The following is a 14186-nucleotide window of genomic DNA, read 5'->3' as shown; positions in this document are numbered from 1 at the left end:
ATCTGCTGTCACTTGTGCTGCACCTCGCATCTGCTGTCATGGCGCTGAGCGGGGGTTATCTCACGAGGAGTTCACCAATGTTCGGATTGGAAGCACTTGAACTTGCGCGAATCCAGTTCGCTTTCACCATCACGTTTCACATCATCTTTCCTGCGATCACCATCGGGCTTGCCAGCTTTCTCGCGGTGCTCGAAGGGCTATGGCTGAAGACCCGCGAGGAGGTCTATCGCGACCTCTATCATTTCTGGCTGAAGATCTTCGCGGTCAACTTCGGCATGGGGGTGGTCTCCGGTATCGTCATGGCCTATCAGTTCGGCACCAACTGGAGCGCATTCTCCGAGTTCGCCGGCAGCGTGACGGGGCCGCTGCTTGCGTACGAGGTGCTAACCGCCTTCTTCCTGGAAGCCGGCTTTCTAGGTGTGATGCTGTTTGGCTGGAACCGCGTTGGTGAGCGGCTGCACTTCTTTTCCACGCTCATGGTTGCGGTCGGCACGCTGATCTCGACGTTCTGGATCCTGGCGTCCAACAGCTGGATGCACACGCCGCAGGGCCACGAGATCATCGATGGCATCGTGGTGCCCGTGGACTGGTTCGCGATCATCTTCAACCCATCCTTTCCCTATCGCTTGGCGCATATGGCGGTGGCTGCTTTCCTTGCCACGGCCTTCTTCGTCGGCGCTTCGGCAGCCTGGCATCTGCTACGCGGTAAGGACACTCCGGCGATTCGCAAAATGCTATCGATGGCCATGTGGATGGCCCTGCTCGTGGCCCCAGTGCAGGCGGTTATCGGCGATTTTCATGGCTTGAATACACTGGAATACCAGCCTGCGAAGATCGCGGCGATGGAGGGGCACTGGGACAATTCCGAGGGTGGCCCTACACCACTGCTGTTGTTCGGCTGGCCTGACATGGAAGCGGAAGTGACCCGCTACAAGGTCGAGATTCCGTACCTTGGCAGCCTTATCCTCAAGCACAGCCTGACCGAGCCGATTCCGGCGCTGAAGGATTTCCCGCCAGAAGACCGGCCGAACTCGACCATTGTGTTCTGGACGTTCCGCATCATGGTCGCACTAGGCCTGCTGATGATCCTGACAGGCATCTGGAGTCTGATGCTGCGTCGAGGCGAACGGCTATACAGCTCGCGGCCCTTTCTGCGATTGGTCTTGTGGATGGGGCCTTCTGGCCTGATCGCGATTCTGGCTGGCTGGTATACCACCGAGATCGGTCGCCAGCCATGGGTGATCTACGGCCTGATGCGCACCGCCGACGCCGTATCCAATCACGGCGCCGGCCAGCTGGGGCTCACCCTGGCGATGTTTGTGGTCGTCTACTTCGCCGTGTTCGGCGTGGGCATGGTGTACGTCCTGCGCCTGGTGAAGAAGGGCCCTGTGATCAGTGAGGGGCGTGAGAAGGGCGCGGGTGGCCCGGGAGAGTCGCGGACGCCGATGCGGCCGATATCTGCGGCGGACGAGGCCCTTCCCGAAGGGCAAAGCGATCAACTGGGCGAGAGGAACTGAGCCATGGGTATCGATCTTTCACTGATCTGGGCGGTGATCATCATCTTCGGCATCATGATGTACGTAGTGATGGACGGCTTCGATCTCGGTGTCGGCATCCTCTTTCCGTTCGTTCAGGACAGTTCCGAGCGCGACGTCATGATGAACACCGTGGCGCCGGTCTGGGACGGTAACGAAACCTGGCTGGTGCTCGGCGGGGCTGGACTGTTCGCGGCCTTTCCGCTGGCCTACTCGGTGGTGTTGTCGGCGCTCTACCTGCCGATCATCTTCATGTTGATGGGGCTGATCTTCCGTGGCGTAGCATTCGAGTTCCGCTTCAAGGTCGTTCGTGAGCGGCAGCACGTCTGGGATAAGGCGTTCATCGGCGGATCGTTGGTGGCGACGTTTTTTCAGGGCGTGGTGCTCGGCGCGTTCATCAGCGGGTTGCCGGTAGAGGGCAGGGCCTACGCAGGCGGTGCGCTGGACTGGCTGACCCCCTTCTCGTTGTTCTGTGGCCTGGCGCTGATCGTCGCCTACGCGCTGCTTGGTTGCACCTGGCTGATGATGCGCACGGGTGGTGATCTGCAGCGGCGTATGCACGATATCGGCATCCCGTTGGTATGGGCTGTATTGGTGGTGACCGGGATCGTAAGTGTGTGGACCCCGTTGACTCATCCAGACATCGCCGAGCGCTGGTTCAGCATGCCTAACCTGCTGTACTTCATGCCGGTGCCGGTGCTGGTGTTGCTCTGCACCTTCGGGCTGCTGCGATCGATCCAACGCTATGCCAATTACACGCCCTTCCTGTTGACGCTGGCGCTGATCTTCCTCGGCTACAGCGGGCTGGGTATAAGTCTGTGGCCGAATATCATTCCTCCGTCGGTGACAATCTGGGACGCCGCTGCGCCACCGCAAAGCCAGGGCTTCACCCTGGTCGGTGCGCTGCTGATCCTGCCGCTGATCCTGATGTATACGGCGTGGAGCTATTACGTATTTCGCGGCAAGGTCAGCGCTGAGGATGGTTACCACTGATGGCCAGTCAAGGTGAAAAAAAGGTGCCTGAGCGGCGTGAGCAAAAGCCGCTGTGGCAACGCATGAGCTGGCTGGTGCTGATTTGGAGCGGCAGCGTCCTGGCTCTTGCAGTAATAGCCTGGCTATTGCGTCAGGCCATGAATGCGGCGGGTCTTTCTGCTCCTTGAGTAATGAGCGCTTGCTGGGCTCGCTATTCAGCGCTGCACCTTTTCAGGGCGTTCTTCCGCCCGGTTGGGCGCCCGATAGGCGTGATCTGCGTCACGATTCCTTCATTCGTAGGCTGTAGCATCTCTGGCACGAACCTTGATTGCTCTGAAAATGAAAAAGCCAATTGACGCTTGAGAAGGAACCCTCCTATGGACGATTACCAGGACGAACTACTGGAATGGCATGCCGCAGAGCAGGACTATCCGGATTGCGCCGAGGACGCCGTAGAGCTCTAGTTGAAGTCGCTTCTGCTGTGTGTCAACCGCCGCGGCGTTGGACGCGTCTGTAGTCACCGGGCGTTTGCCCGCTCCAGCGTTTGAAAGCACGTTGGAACGCTTCTGCCGAGGAGAAGCCGAGTAGCCAGGCGATCTCGCCGAAGGCCGATTCGGTGTCGCGTATATAGGCCATTGCCAAATCACGGCGGGTGTCATTCAGGATTGCGCGGTAGCTGCTGCCTTCGTCGGCGAGCTTGCGTCGCAGCGTCCATGCCGGCATTTGCAGGCGAGCTGCGATCTGCTGCAGGTCCGGCTCCTGGCCTTTGAGTAACGGCCCTAGTATCTGCGCGACTCGCTCGCGCAGGCTACGGGTGCGAGTGCGCTTTTCCAGTTCGGCCTCGCAAAGCTCTAGCAGGTGCCGCCAAGTACCGGGGCAGTGGTCGGGATTACGCAGCGCAAGAGTGGCTTGATCCAGCTGCAACTGATTCGCCTGTGCGGCGAAGCTCACAGGACGACCGAACAGTGCGTCGTAGCGCGGTGCGTAATCCGGCGCTTCGAACTCTATGTGTACCGCCATGGGTACCAACGGCTGGCCACTGAGCCGCGCCAACTGGGCTATCCAACTGGCGAGCACGGTATCGACGACAAATCGATTGTAGGCGTTGTACGGGCTGATGGAGTAGAAGCGCAGCCAGGCTCCTGATGCATCTTCGTGGAAGCTTGAGCTGCCCCGATAGTTGGATGCGTACAGCGCTTCGTAGCGAATCAACGCGCGTGCCGCATCGCGTACGGTCGGAGCCTGAGAAGCGGTCAGCCCGGCTAGACCCAGATGTCCGGGTTTGCGTAGGCGCCCCATCTCGAGTCCCAAAGCAGGGTCGCCTGCGAGCTGGATCGCGGCATGGCCCAAGCGCATATATCGCGGGATGGAAAGGCGGGCGTGCGGCTCGGCGAGTCGCTCGGTGTCCAGACCGTATGCCTGCAACAAGGGCTGGGGGTCCTGACCATATAGCTGCAGCGCTTCGCTTAGGCTGTGCAGAAAGCCGACTGAAAGGTCACCCAGCCGCACCCGTTGCGCACTCATCGGGACGCGTCGAGCCAGAGATTGCGTATCTGCACCGGGACACCATGGTCAGGCGGGGCAGGGCGACGTGGTGAGCCCAGCAGATTCCACGGCATGGCCAGGGTGCGTACGGCCATGTGCGGTCGTTCTGCGAGCGTATTGGTAAGCGTACTGCCGCAGTTCGATTGTGGATCCGCCAACGCACCGGGGATAGCCAGCAACTTTGCCTCTGGCGGTGGTCGCTGTAGATAGGCATCGCAACCAAGGAGCACTGCCAGTGAGCCCGCTGGCGTTTCGATAAGCCGTTGTGGCTCTGGGATCGGCGCAACGCTATAGCGCCGCTCGTAGCGGCTCAGCTTCTGTTTGTACTGCAAGGCGCCGAGTGCTCTGCCATGTGCGTCGAAGGTCAGGCTAACCTGTCTGAGTGGACCGTCACCAATCCTAAGGTGGGCATTCTCCAGATACGGTTCCGGTAATACGATCGAGCCCGCCACCAGCGTAACGCCAAATTCCTTGGCCAACCCGCCAAAGATCGTTTGGTATTCCTCGGCCATCTGCTGCGCTTTGAGGCGCAGCACGGCTCCCGTACGGCGGTCGTCGCCCTGGTTCCCGGTCAACGCGCGAAGGTAGCTGCCAGGGTTGCTCAGCGCCATCCATTGCATTGCATCACGTAGGGTTCGGGCCTGCTGTACTTCTGGCTTCTCACCCAGGGCAAACAGCCCTGTGCCGACATGTTCTGGCAGCACCACGATGGTTCGTTCACTGAGCATCCCGGCTTCTTCAGCCTGCCGGAGGTAAGTCTGGAACTTCAGACGTAGTCGCTCGCGACTCTGATAGTCAGCTGGCTGGAGTCGCGTTTCGATTCCCAGCAGGTTACCCGCAGTACCGGCTTGCCCTTGGCTTTCGATAGGCAGAGTGCGCAGATCAGACAGCAGCGGGCCGCTCCGGCGGTCGCCGGTCCAGTCGAGGTACACGGCGAAAGAAACCCCGGCGAGTACAAGCAGCAAGACGATATTTAGTGAGATGCGCATGAGGATAGGGCGGCTATAAAGAGCCTCAGCCTAGGTAAAGTGATTCGAGTTGCCAAGTTTTTTGCGCTGAAGGATCAAAAAGTTGTCACTTTCGATCATTGAGTGCGGGGGTTGCTCTGTTTATCGTCGCTGCATACCGACCGTGGCCCCAAGAGGCTCGGCATTCGAAATGATGAGGACGTTCCGATGACCGCTTTTCCGAAACTGCTCGCTCCGCTCGATCTGGGTTTCACCACTCTGCGCAACCGCACTTTGATGGGCTCCATGCACACGGGTTTGGAGGAGATGCCCAACGGTTTCGAGCGGATGGCGGCATTCTTCGCCGAGCGTGCTCGCGGTGGCGTAGGGCTGATTGTCACTGGCGGGGTAGGCCCCAACGAGGAAGGCTCGGTGCGTGCCGGGGCAGCCAAGCTCTCCACAGCTGAAGAAGCCGAGGAACATAAGGTCGTCACTCAGGCGGTGCATGAGGCCGGTGGCAAGATCTGCATGCAGATCCTGCATGCCGGCCGTTACGCCTACAGCCCGCAGCTGGTCGCACCGAGCGCGATCCAGGCGCCGATCAACCCGTTCACTCCGCGCGAGCTGGATGAGGAAGGTATCGAGAAACAGATCCGCGACTTCGTCAACTGCGCGAGTCTCGCCCAGCAGGCAGGTTATGACGGCGTCGAGATCATGGGCTCGGAAGGTTATTTCATCAATCAGTTCCTCGTGGCGCACACCAACCACCGCACCGATCGTTGGGGCGGCAGCTACGAGAATCGCATGCGTCTGCCGCTGGAGATCGTGCGTCGCGTGCGTGAAGCGGTGGGTAGCGATTTCATCATCATCTATCGCCTGTCGATGCTCGACCTCATCGAAGGCGGTAGTGTCTGGGAGGAGGTGGTTCAGCTGGCCAAGGCGATCGAACAGGCGGGCGCCACGCTGATCAATACCGGCATCGGTTGGCATGAGGCGCGGATTCCGACCATCGCGACCAAAGTGCCACGCGCTGCATTCACCAAGGTCACCGCCAAGCTGCGCGGCGAGGTCAGCATCCCGCTGATCACCACCAACCGGATTAATACCCCGGAGGTCGCCGAGCAGGTGCTGGCCGAGGGTGATGCGGACATGGTCTCCATGGCGCGGCCGTTCCTCGCCGATCCGGAATTCGTCAACAAGGCCGCCGCCGGTCACAGCGAGCGCATCAACACCTGCATCGGCTGCAACCAGGCCTGCCTGGACCACACCTTCAGCGGCAAGCTGACCACCTGCCTGGTCAATCCGCGCGCCTGCTACGAAACCGAGCTGAACTACATTCCTACCACCGCGGTGAAAAAGATCGCCGTCGTCGGTGCCGGGCCGGCGGGTCTGGCCGCTGCGACCATCGCGGCCGAGCGCGGTCATGAGGTGACGCTGTTCGATTCGTCCGCTGAAATCGGCGGGCAATTCAACGTTGCCAAGCGAGTGCCAGGCAAGGAGGAGTTCTACGAAACCCTGCGTTACTTCCAGAACCGCCTCAAAGAAACCGGTGTCGAGGTCTGCCTGAACACCCGCGCGACGGTGGAAACGCTGCTGGCCGGTGGCTTCGATGACATCATCCTGGCGACCGGGATCGCGCCGCGGGTACCGGCCATTCCTGGCATCGAGCACCCGAAGGTCATCGGCTATCTGGATGCGATCCTTGAGCGCAAGCCGGTCGGCCAGCGCGTCGCGGTGATCGGGGCGGGCGGCATCGGTTTCGACGTGTCTGAGTACATTACTCACGATGGCCTATCCACCAGTCTGGATCGTGAAGCCTTCTGGAAAGAATGGGGTATCGACCTGAATGTGTCGGTGCGCGGTGGCATCGCCGGCATTCAACCCGCACCGCATGCGCCCAAGCGCCAGGTCTATCTGCTGCAGCGCAAGAAGTCCAAGGTGGGTAACGGCTTGGGCAAGACCACTGGCTGGATCCACCGTACCGGACTGAAGAACAAGCACGTGCAGATGCTCAACTCCGTGGAGTACCTGCAAGTCGACGATGCGGGGCTGCACATCCGCGTTGGTGAAGGTGAGCCGCAGGTATTGCCGGTAGATACGGTAATTCTCTGTGCCGGTCAGGAGCCGTTGCGTGAGTTGCAGGAGGGCCTCGAAGCCGCCGGTGCACGGGTGCACCTGATCGGCGGCGCCGATGTGGCAGCCGAACTCGATGCCAAGCGTGCCATTAATCAGGGCTGCCGCTTGGCCGCGGCGCTATAGCAGTCCGGTTATGTGCCGCGCATCTCAACGGAGCCTTGGCGTATGAATGGTGAACTCGTGTTGAAGGCTGGCGCCGCTGCCAGCCTGCAGGCCTGGCATCGAATGATCGCTGAGCGAGACCTGAGCCGGCTGCCGGCACTGCTGCATCCGCAGGCGGTGTTTCGCTCACCGATGGCCCACAAGCCGTATGAAGGTGCGGCAGCGGTCAATTTGATCCTCAATACCGTGCTCAAGGTTTTCGAGGATTTCCGCTACCACCGTGAACTGGCGAGTGCCCAGGGCTCGGACGTGGTTCTGGAGTTCAGCGCACGCGTGGGAGAACGCGAGCTCAAGGGTATCGACATGATTCGTTTCGATGAGGCAGGCAAGATCGTGGAATTTGAGGTCATGATTCGACCAATGAGTGGTTTGCAGGCGCTAGGTGACGAGATGAAGCGCCGCCTGGCGGCATTCACTGCTGGGTGATTTAGCAAAGTCCATCGCAAAATCCGCAGGGCGCCGTATTGCGTGTCGCCTGATCTCGGGACTGGCTGCCAACCCAGTCACATTGCCTGCTTGAACATTTCCCCTAAACTTGCGGCACTATCGGGGCGGCGGCATTGGATGGCCGTATCGCTTCGGATAAATGCTGGCTCGCTGCCGCGGGCAATAAAGGAAGTCGAGCATGCAGAACAAACCGCAGATGGTTGAAGCCGTACTGTTCTTCAATGAAGGCGCCATCTGCAAGGAAATGCTGTTTCCGGAATTTGAAGCGGTGCTGGACGGCGTCGTCGCGCTGCCCGAATTCGCCGACCGCCAAATGCATGCTGTGTACGTGATGATCAATCCGCGGCTACAGGTGCGTGCCGCGGTATTTTTCTGTCTCGACTTCAATGACGACGGCTCCGCCGACTCCGGTTGGAACATACCATTGCGCCAATTGGCCGAGCGCACTGGCCGTGGGCCGGACATGGGCGCTGGGCCGATTCGCCTGGCCTGCCGCAGCCAGTGTCCGGTGTCCTGGCACCAGATGCACATGTGGGACCCCAAGGTCGGCCCAGAGCGCAATGATCTGGTCGTGCTGCGTGAGACCATAAAGCGCAACCAGCTCGGCTTGCTGGTAGAAGAGGACGCTCCGGTGGCCGTGCCTGCTGAGCGGCTGCAGATGGTTGCCGAAGACGCCTGGTATGCCGCTGATGCCAATAAGGATGCGGCGGTCAAACGGTCCGACGCCCATGAGCGGGAGCAACGGCAGAAGGCCGCGCTGCTGATCAAGCAACAGCGTCAGCGCATCGCCAACCTAGAGCGCCTGCGCGAAGAAGATGCGTTGAAACTGTCGGCTTCCGTGGAAAAGGAGCGCAAGGCACTGCAGGAGGAAATCCGCGCGCTTCAGCAACAGTTGCAGCAGCAGACAGAGATCAACGCGAATCTGCATGCGCAGATGACCTCCCAAGGCGAGAGCTTCCAGAAGGCCCGCGAAGAGATGAGTAAGCAGCTACGTACCTTGGAAGTGAGCGGACGGGTCGAGATAGGCGCGGCTCGTGAGCAATTCGAACACGAGGCTCAAGCCCGCATCGCCGCGGCAGTCGCAGAGTACAAGGAGCAAGTGGCGATCCGCGATGTGGAACTCGCTTATCGCAACGAGTTGGACGCTCAGCTGGAGGAGGAAATTCAGCGACTCAAGTCCGAGTGCGAAACGCTGCGCCACAGCGGCGATCGGGTGCTGGAGGAATTGTCTCGTCAGGGCGTTGTGTTCATGGCCTACCACCCTGGTGCCGGGCATCTAACCATCGCATTGCAGGACCTTGCCCGTTACCGCGCCAATCCTCTCGCTTATGCCGCTGCCAAATGCTTCGTCTCCGAGGAGCAATACCGACAGTGGCTGGAGCATTATCAGAAGCCAGCCTGCGTCGCATTGCTTTCCAGCGGTGAGCGTTGCGCGATGCCTCTGGACAAAGTCGATGCGCCGAGTCGCTTCGTGATAGGTGAATCCAACTGCTGCGCTAGGCACCGCAAGGAAGACCGGCAGCGCACCGGCAGCTAAGCGGTTTGGCCTCCATTCAACCTGACCTCGGCTTCGAAGCTCCGCTAATCCTGCAGCCTCTGTCGTTGGACTGGCTGCAGCAGAGCGGGGTCGAGGTCGCGGTGCTACGGCCCGATCTGCTGGACCGCGAGCTATCCGGCAACAAGTGGTTCAAGCTGGTGAAACACCTGGAAGCGGCACAGGACGCCGGCGCTCCGGGGCTGATCAGTCTAGGCGGCCCTCACTCCAATCACCTACACGCGTTAGCAGCTGCCGGCCACCGCTTCGGCTTCGCTACGGTTGGGTTACTGCGCGGTCACGAGCAGAGCACTCCGACGGTCACGGATCTACGCTGCTGGGGTATGCAGCTCCACTGGCTAGGCTATGGCGGTTATCGGGACCGAAACCTGCCGACTTTCTGGGAGCGATGGCGGGCCCAGTATCCGGGGTTCCACTGTATCCCGGAAGGTGGTGGCAGCTTGCCCGGCGCCTTGGGGTGCGCCGAGCTTGTTCCAAGAATGCGGCCTGCACTGGATTCAGTGGGCTGGAGGGACTATGACGCGCTTTGGCTGGCAGCCGGAACCGGGACGACTTTGGCTGGGTTGGTCATCGGCGAGGCCGGCCAGCACCCGGTGTTTGGTGCGTTGGCGGGACCATCCTCACATGCAGTGAACTCCGGTGTGGCCGGCTTGCTTGAACAAGCCGGCATGGTCAACAGCGGCTATGAACTGCTGGACGCCAGTCGCGGCGGATTTGGCCGCTTCGACAAGGAATTGGCTGAGTTCATACTGAATACCGAGCGCGAGTGTGGCGTACCGCTCGATCCGATATACACTGCAAAGACCATGATGGCATTGCGCCTTTATGTCGGCCGCGGTTATTTTGCCGCTGGCACGCGGCTGATATTCGTCCACACCGGTGGGTTGCAAGGGCGCCGCGCTGCTCAGGGCCAGCTGCAGAAGCTGATTGACGGATAGACGTTTTGGATTTTCTCGGATGAACAAACCGCTGCACCCCGATCAGCTGCGCAATCTGGTGCCGCTCAATGCACTGTCGCCCCGTCAGTTGTGGGAGCTCCGCGTGCGAATAGTGCCCGTAGCGCTAGTAGCAGGCCAGCTGCTCGAATCGGCAGGCGAGCAAAGTTCAAGACGCCACTACCTGATATCCGGCAGCCTGCTGTTGACCTATGGCGACGGACAGCAGGCGCAGCTCGTAGCCGGCACGCCGACGGCCCTGCACAGCCTTGCACCGAGTCTGCTACGAGAGGCGCGAGCCCTGGAGCATTGTCAGCTATTGACGGTTGACAGTGCTGAGCTGGAGCGGCTTCTGTCCTGGCGCCAGGCCCTGCAGGATGTACTGCTGCAGCTGTCGATGGATGGTGAGGACGGGGAGTGGCTTGAGCGGCTGCTGGAGAACCCACTGTTCGCCCAGGTTCCACCGGCGAACATTCGCAGCATGCTAAGCCGGCTCGTGGAGATCGAGGTGTCCGCTGGGCAAGTCCTGCTGCGCGAAGGGGAGGCCGGCGACTGTTGCTACTTCCTCAAGAGCGGCCGCGCGCAGGTGCTTAAGGCTGCCGGTAGTGGTCACCAGATGCTGGCGGAACTGGCGCCTAGCGCCTGTTTTGGTGAGGAGGCGCTGCTCGAGGAACGCCCGCGTAACGCCAGCGTCGCGATGATCGAAGATGGTCGCGTGCTGCGCCTCTCCCGAGCAGACTTTCTGGAATTGCTCAAGGCGCCGGTGGTGGGTGAGGTCGATCTGGACAACGTCGCTGATTTACTCGGTTGCGGCGCCCAGTGGCTGGACGTGCGTCTGCTCGATGATTACGAGCGGGGTCACGCAATGCAGGCGCTGCACATGCCTCTGCATTTACTGCGTTTGAAGACACGCCTGCTGGACCCTCAGCGCCCATACCTCTGCTATTGCGAAAGCGGTAAGCGCAGCGCAAACGCGGTATTTTTGCTGACTCAACTCGGCTTTACCGCCTTCGCACTGCAGGGCGGGCTCGATGCGCTTAGCGCAGAGGACCGGGCAGCGCTGCTTTGGGAGTGCGGCACAGGTTATCTGGCTCGGTCAGACGGCAGGATCGAGCGCAGTCTATGATCGGCGGCCAGTCAACCTCCGTATCCTGTTAGACGATCGCTCTGCGCAGCACCGTTTGTCGACGAATCTCGCGGCGGGCACTACGGGCCAGGCGTACGCTGAGCAGCAAGGCCGCGCAACTCAAGCCCGCAATCAGCCCTTGCCAGAGGCCGCTCGGGCCACTTGCTGCGCCGAGGTGGTCGGTCAGACCCAGCAGATACCCTACTGGCAGGCCGATGCCCCAATAGGCGAACAGGGTGTAGACCATCGTCATGCGAGTGTCCTGATAGCCGCGTAGCGCGCCGGCCGCGGTGACCTGCACCACGTCTGAGAATTGAAACAATGCTGCGTAGAAAAACAGTCCGGCAGCAACGGCGATCACCGCCGGGTCGGGCGTGTATATCCTTGCTATCTGTTCGCTGAACAGCAGCATGACGCTGGCGGAAAAGCAGGCATACACCAGCGCTGCGGCGATGCCCACCCCGGCCACGAAGCGGGCGTCTCGTGGGGCATCGCGTCCGAGTTCCTGTCCAATGCGCACGGTCACCGCCATGCCCAGCGATAGCGGAATCATGAAGATCAGCGAGGTGAAGTTCAGCGCAATCTGGTGACCGGCCACGATCGTTGCCCCAAGGCCGCCGATCAGCAGTGCGATCACGGAAAAGATGCTTGCCTCGGCGAACACTGCGACCCCGATTGGCACGCCGACCGAAAGCAGATGACGAAGCATCGGCCAGCGTGGCCACTCGAATTGGGAAAACAGCTGGCTAGCCTGATAGGCCGGCGCGCGCCTCACCCAGACGCTCATCGCCATCAGCATGAACAGCATCACCAGTGCCGTGGACACGCCGCAGCCTACGCCGCCCATTGGCGGCACACCGAGCTTGCCGTAGATGAACACATAGTTCAGTGGGATGTTCAGCAGCAATCCGAGGATGCCAATCACCATGCTCGGCCGTGGGTGGCCAAGGCCGTCGCTGAAGCAACGCAGCACCTGATATAACGCAACGGCCGGGAAGCCACATGCGACGGCGCGCAAATAAGCCATGGTCGGCTCGATCAGGGCCGGCTCCACACGCATCAAATGCAACACGGGCTCTGCATTCCACATCAGCAACGCGCTAGCCACGCCGATGCCCGCGCCCATCCACAACGCCTGACGAACCAATGGGTCGATTTCGCTGTGATTGCCAGCACCAAAGCGTTGTGCAACGTTTGGCGTGGTCGCCAGGGTGATGCCGCTGACGAGCAGGTAGACCGGCACCCAGATCGAGTTGCCAAGCGCGACCGCGGCCAGGTCATGTGGGCTGACGCGCCCGGCCATCACGGTATCGACGAAACCCATGGCTGTGCTGGCCAGTTGGGCGATCATCATGGGTAGGGCGAGGGCAAAGAGGGTGCGCAATTCAAGGCGGACCCGTCTGAGTCTGAGCTCAGTGGGCATTACGAGGCGTTCCGGTTGTATACAAGAAGCGCGCTAGTCTACGCCCCGCAGGAGCGCTCAGGAAGGCGGCAAAGCAGTGGCAAGCCGTCTAGAATGTGCTTCCCCTCACCGGAGCCGTGACATGCATATCCTCGCCGATGAAAACATTCCGCTGGTCGATGAGTTCTTTGCCGGGCTTGGCGAGATACGGCGCATGCCTGGCCGCAGCATCAATCGCGCGGCACTGGAGAATGTCGACCTGCTGTTGGTGCGGTCGGTGACGCGGGTGGATCGCGAGCTACTGGACGGCACCGCAGTTAAATTCGTCGGTACCTGCACAATCGGCACCGACCATCTGGATCTGGATTACCTCGAACAGGCAGGCATCGATTGGGCCAGTGCGCCAGGGTGCAATGCACGGGGGGTTGTCGACTATGTGCTGGGTAGCCTGCTCGCGCTGGCTGAACTACGGGGCGATACCTTGGCTCAGCGCAGTTATGGTGTTGTCGGCGCTGGCGAAGTGGGTGGGCGGCTGGTCGAGGTGATGCGCGGCCTTGGCTGGGATGTACGCGTCTGCGACCCCCCAAGGCAGGCCCGGGAGGCAGGCGGCTTCGTTTCTCTGGACGAAGTGCTCGCGGAGTGCGATGTGGTCAGTCTGCACACCCCGCTGAACATGGGCGGCGACTGGCCTACGTTTCACTTGTTCGATCAAGAGCGACTGTCCAATCTGCGGCCCGGTGCCTGGCTGATCAACGCCAGTCGAGGTGCCGTGGTGGATAACGTGGCGCTGCGCGATGTGCTGCTGCAGCGCCCGGATATCGACGCGGTACTGGATGTCTGGGAGGGCGAGCCACAAGTCGACGTCGAGCTTGCTGGTTTGTGCCGTATCGCTACGCCGCACATTGCCGGGTACAGCCTGGATGGCAAACTGCGTGGTACAGCGCAGATCTACGCCGCATTTTGCGCAGTGCGCGGCCTGGAGCCGGCGGTTGAGCTGGCGCAATTGATGCCAGGCGCAGCTTTGACCGAGCTGACTTTCGCGTCCTGCACAGAGCCGGCTGACATGCTGGCGACGTTGTGTCGCGCGGTTTACGACCCGCGCCGCGATGATGCGGACTTCCGTCGCAGTCTCGTTGGCGACGAGGCCCGGCGGCGGGCTGGGTTCGATTTGCTGCGCAAGCGGTATCCGGCCCGTCGCGAAATCGACGGCCTAGGAGTGAGACTTACCGGTACAAATGCTGCGCTGGATACGATAGTCGAAGCGCTCGGCGCCCGATTGCTAGGCTAGCCGGCAGTTCGAGCGCAGCTCGGATGCAATTTCCATCCTGCTCCGCTAGCATTACCCGTCCTGTGCGACACGTGTGTACGTGTCGTGCTTGGTTTGGTTTACTGCACCATGGCTCCAAACCCTTTGCTATCAGGGG

General features: G+C 61.0%; 12 protein-coding genes. 9 read left to right on the top strand and 3 right to left on the bottom strand.

What is annotated here, in order from left to right; all coding sequences use genetic code 11:
• Positions 1-77 precede the first annotated feature (77 nt).
• From AAEZ08_RS21240 to AAEZ08_RS21230, 3 genes are read left to right on the top strand one after another with little or no spacing between them, the layout of a single operon-like run.
• Positions 78-1517 (top strand): cytochrome ubiquinol oxidase subunit I, encoded by a 1440-nt coding sequence (locus AAEZ08_RS21240; RefSeq protein WP_003285329.1) that lies wholly within the window; start codon positions 78-80, stop codon positions 1515-1517.
• 3 nt (positions 1518-1520) lie between these two features.
• Positions 1521-2528, top strand: a complete 1008-nt coding sequence (gene cydB / locus AAEZ08_RS21235; RefSeq protein ID WP_003285330.1) for a cytochrome d ubiquinol oxidase subunit II — start codon at positions 1521-1523, stop codon at positions 2526-2528.
• A complete protein-coding gene (locus AAEZ08_RS21230) occupies positions 2528-2695 on the top strand; it encodes a DUF2474 domain-containing protein (protein WP_003285331.1) in 168 nt (55 codons plus the stop codon). Before cydB ends, AAEZ08_RS21230 begins: the two co-directional genes overlap by 1 nt.
• A gap of 298 nt (positions 2696-2993) precedes the next feature.
• Here the strand turns inward: AAEZ08_RS21230 and AAEZ08_RS21225 are convergent, their stop codons facing one another.
• Both AAEZ08_RS21225 and AAEZ08_RS21220 read right to left on the bottom strand, forming a co-directional pair.
• The gene (locus AAEZ08_RS21225; RefSeq protein ID WP_102819799.1) at positions 2994-4031 is read right to left on the bottom strand and encodes an AraC family transcriptional regulator; all 1038 of its coding nucleotides are present in this window, start codon (positions 4029-4031) and stop codon (positions 2994-2996) included.
• The gene (locus tag AAEZ08_RS21220; RefSeq protein WP_500125095.1) at positions 4028-5041 is read right to left on the bottom strand and encodes a carbon-nitrogen hydrolase family protein; all 1014 of its coding nucleotides are present in this window, start codon (positions 5039-5041) and stop codon (positions 4028-4030) included. Before AAEZ08_RS21220 ends, AAEZ08_RS21225 begins: the two co-directional genes overlap by 4 nt.
• A gap of 186 nt (positions 5042-5227) precedes the next feature.
• On the opposite strand from AAEZ08_RS21220, the gene AAEZ08_RS21215 reads away from it, so the two are divergent.
• The 5 genes from AAEZ08_RS21215 to AAEZ08_RS21195 all read left to right on the top strand — a co-directional run bounded on the left by AAEZ08_RS21215 (position 5228) and on the right by AAEZ08_RS21195 (position 11360).
• Positions 5228-7258 (top strand): NADPH-dependent 2,4-dienoyl-CoA reductase, encoded by a 2031-nt coding sequence (locus AAEZ08_RS21215; protein WP_058065920.1) that lies wholly within the window; start codon positions 5228-5230, stop codon positions 7256-7258.
• A 42-nt stretch (positions 7259-7300) separates the two neighbouring features.
• Positions 7301-7723 (top strand): nuclear transport factor 2 family protein, encoded by a 423-nt coding sequence (locus AAEZ08_RS21210; protein WP_102819797.1) that lies wholly within the window; start codon positions 7301-7303, stop codon positions 7721-7723.
• Positions 7724-7922: 199 nt separating this feature from the next.
• Entirely contained in the window at positions 7923-9281 is a 1359-nt protein-coding gene (locus tag AAEZ08_RS21205) for a chromosome partitioning protein ParA (protein WP_427701792.1), read from the top strand.
• A gap of 5 nt (positions 9282-9286) precedes the next feature.
• Positions 9287-10237, top strand: coding sequence for a 1-aminocyclopropane-1-carboxylate deaminase/D-cysteine desulfhydrase (locus AAEZ08_RS21200; RefSeq protein ID WP_500125094.1), 951 nt, complete (start codon positions 9287-9289; stop codon positions 10235-10237).
• A gap of 19 nt (positions 10238-10256) precedes the next feature.
• Entirely contained in the window at positions 10257-11360 is a 1104-nt protein-coding gene (locus AAEZ08_RS21195) for a cyclic nucleotide-binding domain-containing protein (RefSeq protein WP_003285338.1), read from the top strand.
• 28 nt (positions 11361-11388) lie between these two features.
• Here the strand turns inward: AAEZ08_RS21195 and AAEZ08_RS21190 are convergent, their stop codons facing one another.
• Positions 11389-12783 (bottom strand): MATE family efflux transporter, encoded by a 1395-nt coding sequence (locus tag AAEZ08_RS21190; RefSeq protein WP_500125093.1) that lies wholly within the window; start codon positions 12781-12783, stop codon positions 11389-11391.
• A gap of 121 nt (positions 12784-12904) precedes the next feature.
• Between AAEZ08_RS21190 and pdxB the strand changes: the two genes are divergently transcribed.
• Positions 12905-14050, top strand: coding sequence for a 4-phosphoerythronate dehydrogenase PdxB (gene pdxB, locus AAEZ08_RS21185; protein WP_500125092.1), 1146 nt, complete (start codon positions 12905-12907; stop codon positions 14048-14050).
• Positions 14051-14186: the final 136 nt, after the last annotated feature.

Source organism: Pseudomonas sp. E45-MNA-CIBAN-0222, assembly GCF_040310405.1.
Classification (GTDB): domain Bacteria; phylum Pseudomonadota; class Gammaproteobacteria; order Pseudomonadales; family Pseudomonadaceae; genus Stutzerimonas; species Stutzerimonas stutzeri_AC.
Note: the sequence above shows the minus strand (reverse complement) of the source record. Positions and strands in the feature narration are given on the sequence as shown.